General features: G+C 41.4%; 19 protein-coding genes and 1 other annotated feature. Of the genes, 14 read left to right on the forward strand and 5 right to left on the reverse strand.

Translation table 11 applies throughout. The annotated features are described in order from the left end of the window. The first annotated feature begins 104 nt into the window (after positions 1-104). The 4 genes from ERX35_RS02865 to ERX35_RS02880 all read left to right on the forward strand — a co-directional run bounded on the left by ERX35_RS02865 (position 105) and on the right by ERX35_RS02880 (position 2,882). Positions 105-377, forward strand: coding sequence for a hypothetical protein (locus ERX35_RS02865; RefSeq protein WP_149458415.1), 273 nt, complete (start codon positions 105-107; stop codon positions 375-377). Between the two features lie 30 nt (positions 378-407). Further along, positions 408-1,139, forward strand: coding sequence for a membrane protein insertase YidC (gene yidC / locus ERX35_RS02870; RefSeq protein ID WP_149458416.1), 732 nt, complete (start codon positions 408-410; stop codon positions 1,137-1,139). 135 nt (positions 1,140-1,274) lie between these two features. Beyond that, positions 1,275-2,285 (forward strand): S66 family peptidase, encoded by a 1,011-nt coding sequence (locus ERX35_RS02875; RefSeq protein WP_149458417.1) that lies wholly within the window; start codon positions 1,275-1,277, stop codon positions 2,283-2,285. Between the two features lie 75 nt (positions 2,286-2,360). Further along, positions 2,361-2,882 carry a GrpB family protein gene (locus ERX35_RS02880; RefSeq protein ID WP_149458418.1) on the forward strand — a complete coding sequence of 174 codons (522 nt, stop codon included), beginning with the start codon at positions 2,361-2,363 and terminating at the stop codon, positions 2,880-2,882. A 434-nt stretch (positions 2,883-3,316) separates the two neighbouring features. Here the strand turns inward: ERX35_RS02880 and ERX35_RS02885 are convergent, their stop codons facing one another. Continuing rightward, on the reverse strand, positions 3,317-3,799 hold the full coding sequence (locus tag ERX35_RS02885; protein ID WP_149458419.1) for a GNAT family N-acetyltransferase: 483 nt from the start codon (positions 3,797-3,799) through the stop codon (positions 3,317-3,319). Further along, positions 3,796-5,436 (reverse strand): methionine--tRNA ligase, encoded by a 1,641-nt coding sequence (gene metG / locus ERX35_RS02890; protein ID WP_149458420.1) that lies wholly within the window; start codon positions 5,434-5,436, stop codon positions 3,796-3,798. The genes ERX35_RS02885 and metG overlap by 4 nt, the downstream gene beginning before the upstream one ends. 44 nt (positions 5,437-5,480) lie before the next feature. Beyond that, positions 5,481-5,705, reverse strand: a binding site (T-box leader). A gap of 791 nt (positions 5,706-6,496) precedes the next feature. Between metG and ERX35_RS02895 the strand changes: the two genes are divergently transcribed. The 5 genes from ERX35_RS02895 to ERX35_RS02915 all read left to right on the forward strand — a co-directional run bounded on the left by ERX35_RS02895 (position 6,497) and on the right by ERX35_RS02915 (position 9,613). Further along, positions 6,497-7,735, forward strand: a complete 1,239-nt coding sequence (locus ERX35_RS02895) for an aminoacyltransferase (protein ID WP_149458421.1) — start codon at positions 6,497-6,499, stop codon at positions 7,733-7,735. Between the two features lie 18 nt (positions 7,736-7,753). Continuing rightward, on the forward strand, positions 7,754-7,990 hold the full coding sequence (locus tag ERX35_RS02900; RefSeq protein WP_342779908.1) for a cation:dicarboxylate symporter family transporter: 237 nt from the start codon (positions 7,754-7,756) through the stop codon (positions 7,988-7,990). A 233-nt stretch (positions 7,991-8,223) separates the two neighbouring features. Then, positions 8,224-8,748 (forward strand): hypothetical protein, encoded by a 525-nt coding sequence (locus ERX35_RS02905; protein WP_149458422.1) that lies wholly within the window; start codon positions 8,224-8,226, stop codon positions 8,746-8,748. Between the two features lie 243 nt (positions 8,749-8,991). After that, positions 8,992-9,192, forward strand: a complete 201-nt coding sequence (locus ERX35_RS02910; protein ID WP_149458423.1) for a helix-turn-helix transcriptional regulator — start codon at positions 8,992-8,994, stop codon at positions 9,190-9,192. Between the two features lies 1 nt (position 9,193). Next, the gene (locus tag ERX35_RS02915; protein WP_149458424.1) at positions 9,194-9,613 is read left to right on the forward strand and encodes a hypothetical protein; all 420 of its coding nucleotides are present in this window, start codon (positions 9,194-9,196) and stop codon (positions 9,611-9,613) included. A gap of 138 nt (positions 9,614-9,751) precedes the next feature. Here the strand turns inward: ERX35_RS02915 and ERX35_RS02920 are convergent, their stop codons facing one another. Next, positions 9,752-9,862: a type I toxin-antitoxin system Fst family toxin gene (locus ERX35_RS02920; protein ID WP_149458425.1), complete on the reverse strand. Its 111-nt coding sequence runs from the start codon at positions 9,860-9,862 to the stop codon at positions 9,752-9,754. 416 nt (positions 9,863-10,278) lie between these two features. Between ERX35_RS02920 and pheS the strand changes: the two genes are divergently transcribed. The 3 genes from pheS (at position 10,279) to ERX35_RS02935 (ending at position 14,555) form a co-directional block, all read left to right on the forward strand. After that, positions 10,279-11,349, forward strand: a complete 1,071-nt coding sequence (gene pheS / locus ERX35_RS02925) for a phenylalanine--tRNA ligase subunit alpha (protein WP_149458426.1) — start codon at positions 10,279-10,281, stop codon at positions 11,347-11,349. Further along, a complete protein-coding gene (pheT, locus tag ERX35_RS02930) occupies positions 11,336-13,729 on the forward strand; it encodes a phenylalanine--tRNA ligase subunit beta (protein WP_149458427.1) in 2,394 nt (797 codons plus the stop codon). The genes pheS and pheT overlap by 14 nt, the downstream gene beginning before the upstream one ends. A 124-nt stretch (positions 13,730-13,853) precedes the next feature. After that, positions 13,854-14,555, forward strand: a complete 702-nt coding sequence (locus ERX35_RS02935) for a M15 family metallopeptidase (RefSeq protein WP_149458428.1) — start codon at positions 13,854-13,856, stop codon at positions 14,553-14,555. A 55-nt stretch (positions 14,556-14,610) separates the two neighbouring features. On the opposite strand, the gene ERX35_RS02940 is transcribed toward ERX35_RS02935, so the two are convergent. After that, a complete protein-coding gene (locus ERX35_RS02940; RefSeq protein ID WP_149458429.1) occupies positions 14,611-16,875 on the reverse strand; it encodes an ATP-binding cassette domain-containing protein in 2,265 nt (754 codons plus the stop codon). A gap of 245 nt (positions 16,876-17,120) precedes the next feature. Beyond that, positions 17,121-18,032, reverse strand: a complete 912-nt coding sequence (rnhC, locus tag ERX35_RS02945) for a ribonuclease HIII (RefSeq protein ID WP_246143105.1) — start codon at positions 18,030-18,032, stop codon at positions 17,121-17,123. Positions 18,033-18,125: 93 nt separating this feature from the next. On the opposite strand from rnhC, the gene zapA reads away from it, so the two are divergent. Both zapA and ERX35_RS02955 read left to right on the forward strand, forming a co-directional pair. After that, positions 18,126-18,398 carry a cell division protein ZapA gene (zapA, locus tag ERX35_RS02950; RefSeq protein WP_149458430.1) on the forward strand — a complete coding sequence of 91 codons (273 nt, stop codon included), beginning with the start codon at positions 18,126-18,128 and terminating at the stop codon, positions 18,396-18,398. Continuing rightward, positions 18,391-18,939 carry a CvpA family protein gene (locus ERX35_RS02955; protein WP_170234516.1) on the forward strand — a complete coding sequence of 183 codons (549 nt, stop codon included), beginning with the start codon at positions 18,391-18,393 and terminating at the stop codon, positions 18,937-18,939. The genes zapA and ERX35_RS02955 overlap by 8 nt, the downstream gene beginning before the upstream one ends. Positions 18,940-18,959 lie beyond the last annotated feature (20 nt).

Raw genomic sequence — 18,959 nt, forward strand, 5'->3', positions numbered from 1 at the left:
GTGTATAAGTAACACACGACAATCAATTTACTAATAATGATTCTTTATCATTACCAGTAAATGTTATGTTAAAATGAATTTAATAAGTGGAAGGGAGGGGTTTTATGTTGGAATGGTTGATGAGTTTAATAAGTGAAGGGCTGATGCTCAGCTGCATTGCTTATTATCTTATTTCTTTTTCGCCGTTGCTCGTAACCCTGCTTTACATTCTCTTTCATATTAAAGTCACGATTAATCTGATCTGCCGCTTCAAATTACCGACTGCTGTAATCATTGTCCACCAATGTATCGCTGCCTGGAGGTTTCCGATATTAAGGTGGCGCATTCGGTGTCTAGCGAAATTATCAGATGAGGAAGATCTGTCTCCAGTATATTAATCAATTAATTAATATACTGGAGGAGAAAAATTGAAAAAATTATTCAGCGTCATATTAGTGATAAGCGTATTTGTATTAAGTGGATGCGGACCCCGGGCGTTTCATCAGACTTTAGTGGAACCTTTTGTTGTATCGATCAAATTCTTTGCTGACTTTTTTGATGGCAGTTACGGGATAGGGATTATTCTCGTGACATTATGTGTCAGAATACTGATGATGCCTTTAATGTTCTATTCATTCAAGAAGCAGCGACGAGCACAGTTTCAGATGAAGAAATTCAAACCTGAGATTGATGCAATCAACAAAAGAATGAAAGAAGCGGCTACACCTGAAGAACGAAAGGTTTATACGCAGGAACTTCTAGTACTGCACAGAAAAAACGGTACAAGCCCGATCAACAGCGGCTGTTTGCCGGTCTTAATTCAGATGCCGATATTAACCGCCCTGTACTTCGCAATCTCGCATAACAACGAACTCGCACGCCAGAGCTTTCTCTGGTTTAACTTAGGAACACCTGATATATTCATGGCACTGACAGCAGCCTTGTTATATTACATTCAAGTGAAGCTCTCGATGCAGTATATGCCGGAAGATACACCAGCGCAGATGAAGATGCTGCCGTATATTAGTCCATTAATGATACTAATTCCAGGTATAACGCTTCCTGCAGCTATGCCTCTATACTGGGCTGCCGGCGCATTTGTAGCGATGCTGCAGCAATATTTGTCGAACCGCTACTTTGATTATGAAGAAGCGTCATAAAACTATAAAGTTAACTAAGTCAGAGCCGGTCTTTAAAGATCGGCTTTTTTTAATTGTTGTATTTGATAAGAAGAATATTAAGTGAAAAAGTAATGTTATAATCATAATAATTTATTAATCACCAGGAGGATTATTATGATTAAATATCCTGTATTAAATGAGAATGCGGTTATTGGTGTGACGGCACCTTCATCAGGACTTCCAGATTTTATGCATCATTATTTAGTTGATATTAAGAAAAGGTTCCAAAATACAAATGAAATTGTCATTGGTCAATCGGTGATGACTCAGCATAAAGCAAAATCAACAGACTCTATCATGCGGGCAGAAGAGTTAAATGACTTCTTCACTGCCGATAGAATTGATTTAATTATCCCTCCCTTTGGTGGAGAGCTTGCTCTTGAGATTTTGAACAAGATTGATTATGACAGACTCCAACCGAAGTGGGTACTTGGGTACTCTGATATCAGTACAGTGTTATTAGCTATTACGTTCAAGACGGGAATAGCAACAGCACATGGGACTAATCTTGTCGATTTACGAGGTAAATACTCTGATGACACGACAGCGATGTGGCTTGAAGTTCTAAAAACAAAAGTTAATGAGGAAGTAACACAATACTCATCTCAACAATTTCAAAGTAAATGGAACCATAACCAGCCGACTGAGTGCGTTTTTAATTTAGATACACCAACAGAATGGAAATCAGTAGATCAAGAAGCGGTGAAAATAGAAGGAAGACTGTTAGGTGGCTGTATTGATGTCATCAGTCATTTGATTGGTACACCTTATGGTGATGTAAAGACATTCAGAGAACAATATATTAAAGATGAGCCGGTCATATGGTATTTAGAAAACTGTGAAGCAAATCCGGCTGAGTTCAGAAGGATGCTGCTGCAAATGCAATACGCAGGATGGTTTGATAACTGTAGTGGTATCTTATTCGGACGAACGCGAGTGACTGAGAGTACAGAGGATTATTCAATTCAAGATGTATACGATGATACTGCTCAGGATCTTAATATACCAATTATATACGATATTGACTGCGGTCATATGCCGCCTCAAATCACTTTTATCAATGGTGCCTATGGTATTGTTGAGTGTAGAGAAGGCAAGGGAAAGATTAAGCAGATGTTTATTTAAATTAAGTTGTTTGATTAAGTGTTTGTTGATATAATTCTGAAAGTTTAAGTATTCTTATCAAAGGGGAGACTTTATATGAAAGTAAGGCTTTCAGATTATAATTTAAACTGGAAAGTGTTATTTGAACGTGAATGTAAGTTGCTATTTGATATTTTAAAAGATGAAGTTGTTCGTTTCGAACATTTCGGTAGCACAGCTGTACGGGGAATGAAGGCAAAACCAGTGATAGATATGATGGTGCTGGTTAAAGATATTTCAACAATTGACACTTACAATAGTATATTTGAAGTGTTAGGTTACGATGTAGCAGGTGAGTGGGGGATTCCAGGAAGAAGATTACTGAGAAAAGGTGGAGAAAATAGAAGTCATCATATTCATATCTATCAGTATGATCACCCTGAGATATATCGACATCTTGCTGTAAGAGACTATTTATTAGAACATCCAGCAGAAATAAAAGATTATAGTGCTAAAAAAGAAGAACTCTTTGAGAAATATGATGAAACTAGAGAATACAGTAAAGCTAAGAAAGGTTATGTGATGGAACTTGAAAAGAGAGCCTTGAAGTATTTTGAAAATGGACAATTGAATGATTGAAAATCTGTAATGGTCTTGTTTCTAATAATAAATAGGTGACTGGTAATATAGAGGGTTTTCCAGCAAGATTAAATAATAAGAATAGCGGTGATGATTAATGAAAAGATTTGCAGTAATTATCTTATTTTTAACTTTTCTTATAACTGGTTGTTCTTAAAAAGAAAACGTTTCATCAGAAATAGTTTTAGATGAAAGAGTCAAATTAATCTCTTTAAATTGACTAATATAACTAACTAGATAAGATCCCTGCTTACATTATAATGTGAGCAGGGATTTTTAAGTTGGTTGTTCTTTAGACTTTTTCTACCTTGTGTAATGATAATGAGGGAAACACTAATCAGGAATAGAAGTGAAATTGCGTGGAAGAAAAATACTTTTATGGGTATAAACGATAATGTAATGAGTAATGAAATCAAAATAAATGGAGACGATGATTAAATTGTTCTGTAATAAAACCGATTATCTACATCCATCTTTGGAAAATCGGGCGGTAACGCTGATTGCTCGATTTCTTTAAATCCATTGTTTGAGTAAAAATGCTGAGCACTAATGAACTTATCTATAGTTCCTAAATAGATATGTTCAATATTATGATTTAAAGCTGTATCTACCACTTTATTGAGCAGTTTTTTTCCAATCTTTAAATTTTTCATGTTGCTATTGACGAACATCTTTTTTAAGGCTGAATTATTGTTTGCTAATCTGACTAAGCCTACACACCCAACAATTTCGTTATCTTCACTTAAAGCCATCCAGAATTGGCCGCCTGAAGATAAATAATTACTCTCTATGTCTTCTAAATCGGGTTGATCAGCTCTATCAATGGCAATGTTGAATTCATTTTGTTGAATAGACAAGATGAAATTAATTAGCTGTTCTTTGTAACTCTCGTTATATTGAATTATTTCATATTTCATATATTTTCCACCATCCTATTTAAGAGTTCTGTTTCTTCTTCGATTAAATTCACATCTAATCTTTCGTATAGAGGTTTCACATCTGAAAGTTTGAAAGATAAAGGGGTTCTTACTGCCCAATCTATGTTTCTAATATTCATCATTTGATGAAGTTGTTCACAACTAAAGGGAAGAAAAGGATTTAGTAATTGACTTAAATTTTGAATGATAAAAGTACAATTTACTAATGTTATATCACATTTCTCTTTCTGTGTTTTAAACGTTAACCAAGGTTGTTCCTCATCAAAGTATTTGTTGGATTTTCTAACATAGTTGAAAATTAACTCTAAAGCTTCTTTGATTTTAGAAGCTTCGATTAATTTACCGACTTCAGTATAAAGTTCATTGATATCTTTTATTATATTTTTATTAACAGGAGCTGTTGGTATAATTGAATCATAAGATTTTTCAATGAATTTAAATGTTCGATTTACAAGATTACCAAATGCACCGAGCAGCTCACTATTATGACTATAAATAAATTCTCTGAATGAAAAGTCTGCATCCCGGGTTTCAGGAGCATTTATAGTAAAGAAATATCGGATTGTGTCAGGATGATATTTATCAATCAAATCACTGATCCATACAGCCCAGCTTTGGCTGGTTGAGATTTTTCTTTTTTCGAGTGTCATATATTCACTTGAAACAATATATTGAGGCAATGAACTGATATTTGCGCCTAAAAGTATAGATGGCCAAATAATAGTATGGAATGGTATATTATCTTTTCCATGAATATAGTAAGAATTTGTATTTGGATTCCAGAAGTCTTTATAATCTCTGTTATTAAGTGCTGCCCATTGTTTGGATGCAGTTAAATATCCAGCAACAGCTTCAATCCATACATAGATTTTCTTTCCTTCATATCCTGGAATAGGGACTTCAACGCCTATAGGCAGGTCTCTAGTCACTGAGCGATCGGGCACACCTTCTGAGAGGTATCTATCGGTAATAGCAAGAGCGTTTTGTCGCCAGTTATACTTTTTACTTGCTTCTTTAAAGTAAGTTTCTAGGTCACTTTGCAGCTCGCTGAACTTATAATATAAATGTTGAGTTTCTCTGATGACTGGTTCGTTACCACATAATTTACATACTTTATTAATCAGTTCTAATGGATCGAGTATAGCGGAACAATTATCACATTGATCACCTCTCGCTTTCGAACCGCAATTAGGACACTCACCCTCTACTAATCTATCAGGTAAAAATTGATGGTCATACTCGCAATATGCCTGTTCGATTGTTTTATTATAAAGCATATTATTTTCATAAAGCTGCAGGAAAAGTTCTTTAACACTATCCTCATGATCTGCTGTATCAGTTCTAGTATATAAATCATAGGTGAAACCTAATTTTTCAAAGCATAATAAAAATTCATTATGATAATAATCAGCAATTTCCTTTGGAGATTTATTTTCCTGCTTAGCTCTGATTGCGATGGGAGTGCCATTACAATCACTTCCAGATACATAGAGGACATCATCACCTTTTTGTCTATGATATCTTGCGATAATATCTCCCGGTAATAAAGCTGCAATATGACCGATATGTAAAGAACCATTAGCATATGGCCAAGCGCCACCTATAAAAGTTGTCATCTATTCTCCTCCTCAAAATAAAAAAAGTCCTAATCGCAAAATACGATTAGGACGAAATAATATTCGTGGTGCCACCTAAATTTATATATCACTCACATGATATACCTTATAAAGTAATTACTTTCCCCATTAACGCTGGAACACGTCACAATCTACTCATTAAAAAAAACTTTCTTTGTGAAGCTCAGAGTTCATCATTTATTCAGTACTTCCTTTCAGCAGACAGAAGCTCTCTAATAGTGAATAAATTTTCTCTTCATAGCCTATTATTATCTTGTAAACTACTATATCCATTTTATCATCATAAATCAATGCTAATTTTTAGAATATTTTATTAATAATTTTTTCGTTCTATTTTCTATAAATTACTGATTAATTAAAATATCCAATATTAGGTCAGAACCAGGTAAAAACAGTAATAACGAAGAAGCAATCATGAGTACAGAGCAGACAAGAGCGATGACTTTAACATTGATATTCTTTTTGTAATTCCAACCAAAAATCATCAATGAAATACCTAGTATAAGTAAAATAGCATAGTAGAAACCCATAAATTCTTTTCTCCGTCACAAGTAAATTTGTTACGATAATTTTATCATTATTGTTATAAATTAACTAACGATAAAGTGAAAAATTATTCTTCTTGAACTTAAGATTGATTAAGATGACGACCTTGTGGACGCCAGAAATTATAAGTAATTCTCTGCATAATAAAACACTCCTATCAAATTCATTTTAAATGAATTCAGCAAGAGTGTTTTTATTCTGTCTCATTAATAGGGTCAGCGCAAGCGAATGTCGGTTTTTTTATAAATAAGGAGAATTCATATTTGAAAAATAATAATAAGGAATATATTGTAACTAAAATATAATCATGTATAATTAGTATATAGATACATAATATGGAGGGAAACCCACGTCTGGCTTAAGGGGAATTATTTTCTCAATTAGGAACTTAATGCTTACGGGGATTTAATTCTTTCTCCCTCCGCTATGAAAAAAGATTACATATTAATGTGTAATCTTTTATTACAGTAAATTTGAGAATAGAGGGCAGGGCATGAAATTTTGTGAGTTAACACCTGAAGAATATGAGAATCATGTCAACCATCATTTCAGTCATTATACCCAGTCAGTCACTCATTATAATTACAAGAAAAATAATAATGAGCCTGTGTATCTTGTAGGTGTAAAAGAAGGTGAACAAGTACTTGCAGCATGTCTGCTGACAAGTGCCAGAGCTTTAAAGTTCTTTAGCTACTTCTATTCACATAGAGGACCGGTGATGGACTACACTAACGCTGCACTTGTTGATCTGTTTTATAGTGAACTGACAAAGTATTTAAAAGTGAGAAAAGGATTATTTGTACTTGTAGATCCTCATATTTTAATGAACTATAGAGATCACGAAGGCGAACTGATGCAGCATTTCAAAGTGGAAGACTTCATCTCGCACCTTACTCAGCTCGGCTATCGCCATAAAGGTTTTACGGTCGGTTATTCGATGGATTCCCAGGCCCGCTGGCTGTCCGTTTTGGATATTGAGAATAAAGATGAAGCTCAGCTGCTGAAAGCAATGGACTATCAGACGAGAAGAAATATTAAGAAAACACTTGAGATGGGTGTGAAACTAAGAGACTTATCTATTGAGGAAACCGAGACGTTTTACCGTCTATTTAAAATGGCTGAAGATAAACACGGCTTCTCTTTCCGCAAGTACGACTATTTCGTCCGCATGCAGGAGACCTATGGCGATAAGTGCCGGTTAGTGCTGAGTTATATTGACTTAGATGAGTATCTCGATCGCTTAAAGAATGAACAGCAGCAAATGCAGCAGGAGTTCGCAGCGTCTTCAAAGGAACTGGCAGAGAACCCAGGTTTCAGAAAGCTGAAAAATAAGCATAACGAGCAGGACAAGAAGCTGCAGGTATTAGCGAAGAAAATTAAGGAAATTGAGAGTCTGAGAGCGTCAGACGGTGCTATACTGGAGCTCGCCAGTGCGCTATACATCCACAATAATCATGAACTTTATTATTTATCCAGTGGCTCGAATCCTAAGTACAATCAGTTTATGGGTCCTTATAATATGATGTGGCAGATGATTCAGTATGCGCAGTCACTGAATTTGAAGAAATATAACTTCTACGGTGTGAGCGGTGACTTTACAGAGAAATCGCCGGACCTTGGAGTCGTGAAGTTCAAAAAGGGATTTAACGCAGTAGTAGAAGAATATATCGGTGACTTTGAAAAACCGTTACGTCCGTTATTCTATAAAATATATAAAAGGATGAAACGTTAGAGGGCAGTAATTACAGCGATCCGTTCATTCAGTGTTGGTGGTGTTACTGTTATCATCGCCCTGTCTTCAATGGGCTTACCGATTGCGCTTGCTGGTGTACTGATTACAGTCGAACCGCTCATCGATATGGGCCGTACTGCATTGAACGTCAATGGTAGTATGCTGAGCGGAACAATCACATCACGTATGCTCGGTACATTCAATAAAGGGATTTACTCAGATAAAGATGCAGTTGTAGAACAGACAGAAGCATAGGAGTGGAGCAGGACGAGAAATCGTCCTGTTTTTTTGTGCATATAAATTGCTCTAAACGAGTATGTTGAATGTTAAAATTAAAGATAACTATTTATGATGGAAATGAACAGAGCAGTTTTGAAATTTTCATTTTAGTGTTTGGAACTATTATGCTTTTGATTGGTAATTATAGATTATGTATTCAACTGGAAGCGTAGTTATTATATTGGGCAATGGAAAAGAGGAGTGAGGAATTGTCAGCTATTATGAATGAAATCAATATCAATCCAGAAGGTATGACTCCATTTTTTCAAGTTCATTCTGAAAAGAGAGTGAGGTTTTTGTGGGACAAGCTCGATAAAAATATAGTAACGGATTTAATTCACACTATATTTAGAGATTCACAACTAACGATGACCGTTCTGGTAGGCTATTCTTTTGAACTGAATTTTGTTAAAGAGAAAACGGGGATTGGAAAAATTTTTACCATCACTAACTGGAAAGAACTATCCATTGATTCAGAAGACCATGAATTTCAATTTGTACTAGCTCAAATTGAAAGAATCAAGAAAGATGAACTTATCAACTATTGTATGAAGATAAAAAATGGCCATCCACAAGCATATATCACATTTAACAATGAAAGCTCGTTGCTTTACGTGAGTACGGATGTGATGGATATTGTCAGTCAGGACAAGAATTCGATTTCAGCTCTCAAAAAGAAATATCATGGCATTGTCGATGTATATCGGGAAGCTAAACATAGTAGGGGAATATAAGATGACTAAGCACAACTTTTACAATGGGGATGGATTGTTCAAAGAGTTCAGTAAAATCAGAAGTAATGAAGTGAATTTCAATGATTTAGTGGAGATGAGAATAATAGATAAGTCATATTAAAATTAAATTTTTAACTCTAATCATATTTAATGTGATTAGAGTTTTTTAATTAATCAATGGAATATATACTTTACATAATGGAATATATATGTTACATTTAAGGTGTCTTAAGGAGGAGTTATATGAATAAGGTTAAAATTTCTAGAGTAGAAGCTGGTCTTACACAGATTGAGCTAGCAGACAAAGTGAATGTCACTAGACAAACAATTAGTTTAATAGAAAAAGGAAAGTATAACCCTTCTTTGAGACTATGTTTAGATATTTGTTATGTTCTTAACAAAACCTTGGATCAAATATTTTGGGTTGAAGAAGGGGATGCATAAAATGCAAAAAATTAAAGATGAACGCTTAATTCTGAAAAATTTGCAGAATATCAGAGTCGCTTTTGTTGTTCAAACTATCGGTATATTATTTCTACTGGGATATGAGATGGTCATGAAAGGTTACGAAAAAATGATTACAAATCCTTTGTGGTTTGTATTTATGACTACAATGACCGTATTGATATTATTGTCCGTTAATATCAGCGTAGAATACGATCGAAGTAAAAGAAGTGCCCAACAAGTCTTAAAGACTGGACTACTTACTTTATTATTAGTATCAATTCTTATTTCAGTATTAGTAGGTGTAACACCAGGGTATGATATGTTAAGCGGTTTAATAATGGGTTTAGTACTATTTGTTTGTGGATTTCTGGTATTACTATACGTTTATTTGGTGAAAAAAGATGCAGAAGAGAAGTAGCGGGTTAAAGACTAAAGATCAGAAAAGTTAATATTACAATTTGCACCTTTCAATGTATTGCTTTATAATGAATTTATCGAGTAAAGTCAGCATATAAAGCCGAACCCCTCACTAGTGGAAGTAGTGAGGGGTTTTTGGCTATTGGTTGGTGCTGTCCTTGTTATTGCGATGTTCTAACCAATAAGTGAACATGGCAACAATGCAGCCAGCTATTGCTGATGCAAGGATTTCTTCGAGTAAAGTCAACATATCTTCACCTCCTTCCATTGAATGTTCGTCAATGGAAGTCAGGACGACATACAAATGATATCATGTACGTAAACAGAGATATAATGTTACAATCCATTTTTACTATCTTTATATTCATCCTCACTTGATTGTCATTCTCTTATCTCCTATAATGAATAGGAAATGAATATTGAACCGATAAAAAGACGGGATTGATAGTTTATGTCCAGAGAGTGGTCGACTGTGGTGCAACGATCATCATGAGCTGTGTTTCTTTTCATCTTTTTGGTTGCTTAATAAGAAGTTAAGCCGGTCCCTGCCCGTTACGCATGAATGAAGTGTATGCTTAGGCATAAATTTGGGTGGTACCGCGGAAGTCTTTCGTCCCTTTGTAGGACGTGGGGCTATTTTTTTATCAATTTTTTAGGAGGATTATGATGGAGCTTAAGGATAAGTTAAGTGCATTGCAGCAGGAAGCACTGGCGAAAGTGAATGACGCGAGTGATGCGGCAGCGTTGCAGCAGGTGAAGGTGGAGTATCTTGGTAAGAAGGGGATTATCACCGGATTGATGAAAGAGATGAAGTCACTGCCGAACGAGGAGAAGCCGATGTTCGGTCAGCTCGTGAACGAGGCGCGTCAGGCTGTGGAAGCGGCGATGACAGAGAAAGATACGGAGCTGAAGGACAAAGCGATCAATGATAAGCTTCAGAATGAAACGATTGATATCTCATTACCCGGTCGCAATTTCAATGTCGGCAGCGCACATCCACTGACAAAGATTGTCGAGGAACTGGAAGATCTGTTTATCGGTTTAGGATATGAAGTCGTGGAAGGCTACGAAGTCGAGACAGATTACTATAACTTCGAAGCACTGAATCTGCCGAAGTCGCATCCGGCGCGTGATATGCAGGACAGTTTCTATATCACAGAAGAGCTCCTGATGCGTACGCATACGTCACCAGTACAGGCGAGAACATTAGAGAGCCGTAAAGGTCAGGGTCCGGTCAAGATCATCTGTCCAGGTAAAGTTTATCGCCGTGATAGTGATGACGCGACGCATAGCCATCAGTTCACGCAGATTGAGGGGCTGGTTGTTGATGAGAACATCAAGATGAGCGACCTAAAAGGAACACTGGAGCTGTTCGCGAAGAAGATGTTCGGGGCTGAGCGCGAGATTCGTCTCCGTCCAAGTTTCTTCCCGTTTACAGAACCATCTGTTGAAGTCGATATCTCATGCTTCAAGTGTGGCGGCGCCGGCTGTAACGTCTGTAAGGGCACAGGCTGGATCGAGATTCTCGGTGCCGGTATGGTGCATCCGAATGTGCTAGAGATGGCGGGGTTCGATTCAGAGAAATATTCAGGCTTTGCCTTCGGTATGGGGCCTGACCGTATCGCGATGCTGAAATACGGTATTGAAGATATCCGTCATTTCTATACGGATGACTTACGTTTCCTTGAACAGTTCAAAGCAGTAGAAGATGGAGGTAGTGAACATGTTAGTCAGTAAAGAATGGCTGAATGAATTTGTCCGCGTCAATGTGCCGGTTGAAGAGCTGGCCGAGAAGATCACAAGAAGCGGGATTGAAGTAGAAGAGATCACCGATTATACGAAAGATATCAAAAACCTGGTTGTCGGTCATGTGCTGACGAAGGAGAAACATCCGGATGCGGACAAACTTAATGTCACGACTGTGGATGTCGGCGATGAGACGCTGCAGATTGTCTGCGGTGCACCGAATGTCGACGCGGGCCAGTATGTCATCGTCTGCAAGCCGGGCGGTCGTCTGCCGGACGGCGTTAAGATCAAGCGCGCGAAACTGCGCGGCGTTGAATCAAACGGGATGATCTGTTCACTCGGTGAGCTCGGTCTGCCGAAGAACTTAGTGCCGGCACAGTACGAGACAGGGATCTTCCATTTCCCTGAAGAAGTGACGCCGGGCACTGATGCGCTTGAAGCACTGTTCTTGGCAGACGGTGTGATGGAGTTCGGTCTGACGCCTAACCGTGCGGATGCGATGAGCATGCTCGGCTCTGCCTATGAAGTGAGTGCGTTGTACGAAGAAGAGATTGAGTTCCCTGAAGCAGAGTTAGAGGAATCCGGGAACGCAGCAGATGCGATTGCGGTGACGATTGAGGATGCTGATGCTTCTCCTTATTATGCAGCGCGTGTCGTCCGAAATGTGGAAATCAAGCCGTCTCCGACATGGATGCAGATGCGTCTCATCAAAGCAGGCGTGCGTCCGATCAATAATGTCGTCGACGTCTCCAACTATGTCATGATGGAACTCGGTCAGCCGCTTCATATGTTCGATGCTGACAAAATCGGCTCACAGAAAATCGTTGTCCGTTATGCCGAGGCAGGCGAGAAGATGACGACGCTTGACGACAAGGAGCGCGTGCTGACTGCTGAGGATATCGTTGTGACGAACGGCAGCGCACCGATTGCGCTGGGGGGTGTCATGGGCGGTGATTTCTCTGAAGTGACAGAGGAGACGAAGAATGTCGTCATTGAATCAGCGTTATTCAACCCGGTCCATGTCCGTAAGACGTCCCGTCAGACGGGTCTGCGTTCAGAAGCATCCAGCCGCTTCGAAAAAGGCGTCGCACCTGAGCGCGTGAACATGGCGCTTGACCGTGCCGCATTCCTGCTGCAGGAACATGCGAACGGCAACGTGCTTGCAGGTATTGTGGCAGCAGGAGAACTGCCTGACCTTGAAGTGACGGTGCAGATCACGACTGATGAAGTGAACGGCCTAATCGGATTTGATCTCTCCAATACAGAAATCAAGACTATCTTTGAACGACTCGGCTTCGACAGCCAGGTGGATGGTGACGCGTTCAACGTCCATGTGCCGACAAGACGCGGTGACATCACGATCAAGGAAGACTTAATCGAGGAAGTGGCGCGTATTTACGGTTACGACGAACTGCCGTCGACGTTACCTGTGACGCATGCCAGTAAACGTGTCGGTCTGACGGCTTACCAGGCGAAACGCCGTGCAGTAAAATCACTGCTTGAAGGACTGGGGCTGAACCAGGCGATCACTTATGCGCTCGTGTCTGAAGAAAAAGCGCAGCAGTTCACGGACAAGACAGAGGAGACGGTCAAACTGATGATGCCGATGAGTGCGGACCATGCCGTGTTACGTCAAAGCCTGCTGCCGCATTTAATCGATGCCGTGCAGTATAACAATGCCCGTCAGCTGAAAGACGTCGCGTTATACGAAATCGGTAATGTCTTCCGTGGCCGCGGTTCAGCGCAGCCGGTTGAGACAGAGAAATTAGCGGGTATTATCACAGGTCAGTTCAGCGCGACTGAATGGCAGGGTAAAGTCGAAGCGGTTGATTTCTTCGTCATCAAAGGGATTGTTGAAGCATTAGCTGCTAAATTAAGTGTGCAGTTCACTTACGAGCGTGCAGATGTCACGGAACTGCATCCAGGCCGCAGTGCACAAGTTCTCCTGAACGGCGAAGTCATCGGTTTCATCGGTCAGCTGCATCCACTCATTGAACGCGAGCATGACTTAAAAGAGACGTATGTCTTCGAACTGAATTTACAGCGTATATTAGAAGAGACAAGTGCCGTGAAGTATCATATGATCCCGAAATTCCCGGGCATCTCCCGTGATATCGCGCTTGAAGTGGAACGGACACGCGAGACAGGCGAACTGATTGACATCATCATGAGTGCTGACAACAAGTATCTGCAGCGCGCAATGGTCTTTGATGTGTATGAAGGCGAGCATATCGCTGAAGATAAGAAATCTGTTGCAATCCGCATGGAGTTCCTGAACCCGGAAGAGACATTAAAAGACGCGGATATTCAGCCGATTGTCGATCAGATTCTTGAAAACTTAACAGCAGCGGGTGCTAAGTTAAGAGGCTAAGAGAAAGAGACCTGGACAGGTCTCTTTTTTTAGGATGAATTGATATAATTTTACAGAAATTATATACGTTCGTGATGCTGCACTATATAATTAAGTAGAATACAACAAATGGAGGCGTATAGTGATGAAGCGATGGATGATAACATTGACTGCTGCAGTGGCAGTGACAGTCTCAGCCGCAACTGCTGATGCAGCAGTGACACCGAAAACGTGCACTATCAATGTCGTGAATAAAGGCGGCGTGACTAAGATCAACAATTATGTGATCGCCAACAAAGTATACGGGATGTCACGTGATTATAATCCGGGCGCTAGTTCAACGATGATCAGAAACTACAAGGCGATGGCTGCCGATGCGAAGAAAAAAGGGATAATATTAGGCATTGTAGGGACACAGGGTGCCTATGGCTTCCGCAGCTATCAGGCGCAGCAGACGTTATATAATGATTACATCAATATGTACGGCTTTAATTATGCCTCAAAAATCTCCGCTAAACCGGGGACTTCTGAACATCAGGCGGGTGTAGCGATGGATATCAGGGATAACAGTAACTACGGGACATTGAGCACTGCCTTTGAATATACACTGGCTTCCCGCTATTTGAAGGCCAATGCCCACCGCTTCGGCTTTATTATTCGTTATCTGAAAGGTAAGGAGTCTATTACTGGTTTTATGTATGAGCCATGGCACATCAGGTATGTGGGTCAAAAAGGTGCGACGGCCATGTATAAAAACCATGTGACACTGGAAGAATATCTTGGCATCGCGGGTAAGAAAAAGTTGAACCCGGGAACTTATAAAGTCCGTGGACTGATATGTGACTAATGGTGAAGCAGATAACCCCGGCAGACTGCCGGGGTTATTATTATGGGATTCGTTCCTATATACGCTCAAGCTCCAAATAATTGCTCAGATGGTCAGCAGTATAACTCTCTTCGACATCGAGGAGCCCTGCTGGCGGGCCGCTGTAGAGCAGCCTGCCGCCGTGCTGGCCGGCTTCCGGTCCCATATCGATGATCCAGTCGGCAGCAGTCATCATCGTCAGATTATGTTCGATCAGGATAACGGTATTGCCGTCATCTACGAGCCTGTTGAATAAAGTGATAAGCACATGGATATCTTCCTCATGCAGGCCCGTCGTCGGCTCATCGAAGATAAAAGTCCGGTCTGTGACAGTGTCAATCAAATACTTGCTGAGTTTCACGCGCTGCACTTCGCCGCCTGACAAAGTATCAAGTGACTGACCGAGTGTCATATAGCCGAGACCGGTCGCTGCGAGTGACTGCAGTGTCTCCGTGATCACCTCGTGTTCTTTGAAGTAATCGATACCTTCTTCAACGGTCAGCTTCAGGACGTCTGCGATGGAATAGCCGTCGACTGTCGCCGCCAGTACTTCCGGTCGATAGCGGGTGCCGTTACAGACTTCACATATTTGCGTGAAGTCTGCCATATAGGCAAGCTCCGTCTTCAATACCCCTTTACCATGGCAGTTCGGACAGGCGCCGTCAGAATTATAGCTGAACAGACTTTTCTTCAGACCTGTCTCCCTGCTGAAAAAGGCTCTGATTTCATCGAAAATAGCCGTGTAGGTGAGCAGGTTTGAACGATTCGAGGCATGGACCGGCTTCTGGTCGATAAAAATGGTGTGCTCTTTATTTTTGAAGCCGGTCTTGATCAGCGTGCTTTTACCGGAACCTGCGACACCTGTAACTGCTGTGATGACGTGCTGTGGAATATCAACAGACACATTTTTAAGGTTATTTTTAGTGATGTTCTTAAGCTTGATGAATGCCTCCGGTGTCCGTGCTTCCTTCAGCTGATGATGTCGTCTCAGCGCGTGACCCGTCGCGGTGTCTGATGCGAGCAGTTCGTTGTAGCTGCCTTCAAAAGTGATTGTCCCGCCATTTTTACCGGCACCGGGACCGATATCGACGATGTGGTCCGCTGTCTTGATGATGTCCGGGTCATGTTCCACAACGAGCACGGTATTCCCTTTGTCACGGATCGAGCGGATGATTTCATTGATGTTCTTGATGTCCTCAGGATGCAGGCCGACGCTCGGTTCATCAATGATATAGACAAGGTCAGTCAGCGGGCTGTTCAAATGCCGGATGAGCTTGATGCGCTGTGATTCACCGCCGGACAGCGTCGGGGTCTCACGCCCGAGCGTCAAATAGCCGAGGCCGATATCAATCAGCGACTGCAGCTGTGCGCGGAGCGGCTTGATGATGTAAGCGGCTTTGTCATCATGAACATCGTCCAGAAACTGGATGGCCTCATGGATGGTCAGGCGCGTAAAGTCTGCGATGTCGAGCCCGTTGATCTTAGCGCTTAAAATCCGGTCGTTTAATCGTTTGCCGTGACAGACAGGACACGGCATTTCTGTGACGACGCGGTTCACTTCAGTCAGCCAGCGCTTCTTCTCAAAGCCGTCGTTAATCAGAAAGTTGCGGCGGAAGCGCGGGATGACGCCTTCATATTTAGCAGTCTTCGGCCATTTCTCCGGTGCATCTTTTAACTTCTTCGGTTCTGTGTAGAGCAGAGTCTCCATTTCTTCCTTTGTATAGTCTTTCAGTTTCTTGTCATTATCAAACAGGCCGGAGAACGTATAGCGCTTACCGCGCCAGTGGCCTGGGCCGAATGTCGGGAAGTTGATGGCATGCTCATTCAGTGATTTATCGTAGTCGAGCAGTTCATCGACATTGATATCTTCGACGTAACCGAGTCCTTGACATGTCTCGCACATGCCGACCGGATTGTTGAAGGAGAATTCGGTGGAGTATGCGACAAATGGTGTGCCGACGCGCGACCAGAGCAGGCGCACCGCTGAATAAATATCAGAGATCGTGCCGACTGTTGACCGCGAGTTACCGCCGAGACGTTTCTGGCTGATGACCATGGACACCGGCAGGTTGCGGATGACATCGACGTCCGGCTTCGCATACTGCGTCAGCTGATACTGGATGTAGGAAGAATATGTTTCATTTAATAATCGTTCAGATTCGGCAGCAATCGTACTGAATACTAGTGACGATTTACCGGAACCCGACCGACCTGTGAAGACGGTGAGCTTATTTTTAGGAATCTCGAGTGTGATATTCTTTAAGTTGTTCTGTCTTGCGCCTTTGATGATGATGTTGTTCATAAGGAAAAGTCCTTTCTATACAAGGTTTGCGTGTCACGTTTTTGATTTCTTGAGAGGCATTCCGGTTTGCGTGTCACGTTTTTGATTTCTTGAGAGGCATTCCGGTTTGCGCGTCACGTTTTCAAAGTCTTGACCGGCACGAAAGCGTAAACGATATCACTTACGTCTTTTCCCTATTTCCTTGGCAATATACCATAACAGGTAGGCAATGATGCCGAGACCTGCGCCGTAATAGATCGGTTCCATTATGACCGCTTCCTTTCAACTAGATTGAGGGCTTTTGCTCTGTTTTTGAAGTCTTTCTTTGTCACTGAATCAAGGTAATCGAGCGACCGGCGTTCGATGATCTTCGCCGCCTGCAGGTCGACTTTCGCACCGGCGCCTTTAACAATTTCAAGCCCTGCTGCCTGTTCGATTTTGTCCATCTGTTTGATGAAGGCATATCTTGCGATGATGGAGCTCGCCGCAATAGCGATGGACTTCGATTCACCTTTCGTCTCAAAACGTGTGCGCGCGCGCTCCGGTATTGGGGTGAGCGCGTAGTTCTCGTAGACGCCCTGGACGGCGAACTGGTCGATGACGATATAGTCGGGCTTTGTGTCAATCTTATTCAGCACATTATGGATCGCCTGATTATGCAGCACTGCCTTCATCTTGACCTGACTCCAGCCCCGTGCCTTCTGCTGGTTGTATTTCGGATTATCAAGCACGAGCAGGGAATGCGGGAGCAGCGGGATGATCTGCTCCGCGAGCTCGACGATTTTCGGGTCCTTTAAGTTTTTTGAGTCCATCACACCGAGCAGCTTGAGAATCTCGGCATGCTGCTTGGAGACGTAGCTTGCGACGACGGTCATCGGACCGAAGTAGTCACCTGAACCGGCTTCATCTGAGCCGATGCAGTTATACTGGTCGTATGCGAGTGTCATTTGTTTCGGTTCCTGCTGTTCAGCCGGCAGCGCGCCGAGCAGTTCAGCTGCCAGATTGTCAGCGTCACGGCCCTGTATCATCACTTTGTTCGAGCGGTAGACTGAAATGGAATGCCCCTGGATTTTTGCACGGGCGATCATACCGGGCGGCAGATTTTCCGTTTCATGGGTGATTTTCTTCAGCAGTTTCTCAATTTCTATTTTATCCATCATTTTTACGACTGTACTCACAGTAAATCCCTCATTATAAGCGTATTTTTATTGTGTATTCTTTATAAAAAATGGTAACATATAAAGTAAATGACGGACAGTGGAGTGGACCATATGGGTGAATTTAAAAACAGAATAACCGTTTCTATATATGATCAACATTACACGATCATCGGTGAAGACGAACCGAGTCATATTAGATACGTCGCCGGACTGGTGGATTCCCGCATCAGAGAGATCTCCCGCTATAACTCCGGTCTTGACACATCACGCAAAGCTGTACTGACAGCTGTCAATATTATGGATGATTATGTCAAGCTGCAGGAGAAATACGAAGAACTGCTCGCTAAATATGATTCAGAAGGTCAGGGTTCTGCACATGATTGATATTATTTTATTGTTCTTCCTCATTCTTGGAGCGGTCATCGGTCTCAGAAGAGGTTTTATATTACAGTCCATGCACTTATTAGGTACAATCGGTGCATTCATCATCGCCCGCCTGTTCTACCAGGCACTAGCGGCGAAGCTCTATTTAATCGTTCCTTATCCAGCCGCCGGTCAGCAGCCTTCTGAGCTGATTCACTGGTTCAACAGCGAACAGGCGTTTTACAATGTCATCAGCTTTATATTTCTGTTCATTGTAAGCAAGGTCATTCTGCAGATGATTGCGACGGTCTTTGACTATATCGCCCAGCTGCCGCTCCTCAAGCAGTTAAATGCATGGCTCGGCTCACTGCTCGGTTTCATTGAAAGTTATCTGCTTGTCTTTCTCCTGTTTTTCTTTATCGCGATGATTCCTGTTCCATTCCTGCAGGACCGTATCAACGGCAGTTTCATTGCGAAGTTTGTAGTGGAATATACACCGATATTAAGTGACCGTGCCATCCACTGGTTTCAGAATGCCGCGTTCATAATTTTAAATCATTAGTCATAGGCGGAGGTCTATGA

The organism is Macrococcus equipercicus (assembly GCF_004359525.2).
GTDB classification, from domain to species: domain Bacteria; phylum Bacillota; class Bacilli; order Staphylococcales; family Staphylococcaceae; genus Macrococcus; species Macrococcus equipercicus.

Coding starts and splice junctions, on each gene's coding strand:
- ERX35_RS02865 (WP_149458415.1), top strand. CDS start 105: ATGTTGGAATGGTTGATGAGTTTAATAAGTGAAGGGCTGATGCTCAGC.
- ERX35_RS02875 (WP_149458417.1), top strand. CDS start 1,275: ATGATTAAATATCCTGTATTAAATGAGAATGCGGTTATTGGTGTGACG.
- ERX35_RS02880 (WP_149458418.1), top strand. CDS start 2,361: ATGAAAGTAAGGCTTTCAGATTATAATTTAAACTGGAAAGTGTTATTT.
- ERX35_RS02885 (WP_149458419.1), bottom strand. CDS start 3,799: ATGAAATATGAAATAATTCAATATAACGAGAGTTACAAAGAACAGCTA.
- metG (WP_149458420.1), bottom strand. CDS start 5,436: ATGACAACTTTTATAGGTGGCGCTTGGCCATATGCTAATGGTTCTTTA.
- ERX35_RS02895 (WP_149458421.1), top strand. CDS start 6,497: ATGAAATTTTGTGAGTTAACACCTGAAGAATATGAGAATCATGTCAAC.
- ERX35_RS02910 (WP_149458423.1), top strand. CDS start 8,992: ATGAATAAGGTTAAAATTTCTAGAGTAGAAGCTGGTCTTACACAGATT.
- ERX35_RS02915 (WP_149458424.1), top strand. CDS start 9,194: ATGCAAAAAATTAAAGATGAACGCTTAATTCTGAAAAATTTGCAGAAT.
- ERX35_RS02920 (WP_149458425.1), bottom strand. CDS start 9,862: ATGTTGACTTTACTCGAAGAAATCCTTGCATCAGCAATAGCTGGCTGC.
- pheS (WP_149458426.1), top strand. CDS start 10,279: ATGGAGCTTAAGGATAAGTTAAGTGCATTGCAGCAGGAAGCACTGGCG.
- pheT (WP_149458427.1), top strand. CDS start 11,336: ATGTTAGTCAGTAAAGAATGGCTGAATGAATTTGTCCGCGTCAATGTG.
- ERX35_RS02935 (WP_149458428.1), top strand. CDS start 13,854: ATGAAGCGATGGATGATAACATTGACTGCTGCAGTGGCAGTGACAGTC.
- ERX35_RS02940 (WP_149458429.1), bottom strand. CDS start 16,875: ATGAACAACATCATCATCAAAGGCGCAAGACAGAACAACTTAAAGAAT.
- zapA (WP_149458430.1), top strand. CDS start 18,126: ATGGGTGAATTTAAAAACAGAATAACCGTTTCTATATATGATCAACAT.
- ERX35_RS02955 (WP_170234516.1), top strand. CDS start 18,391: ATGATTGATATTATTTTATTGTTCTTCCTCATTCTTGGAGCGGTCATC.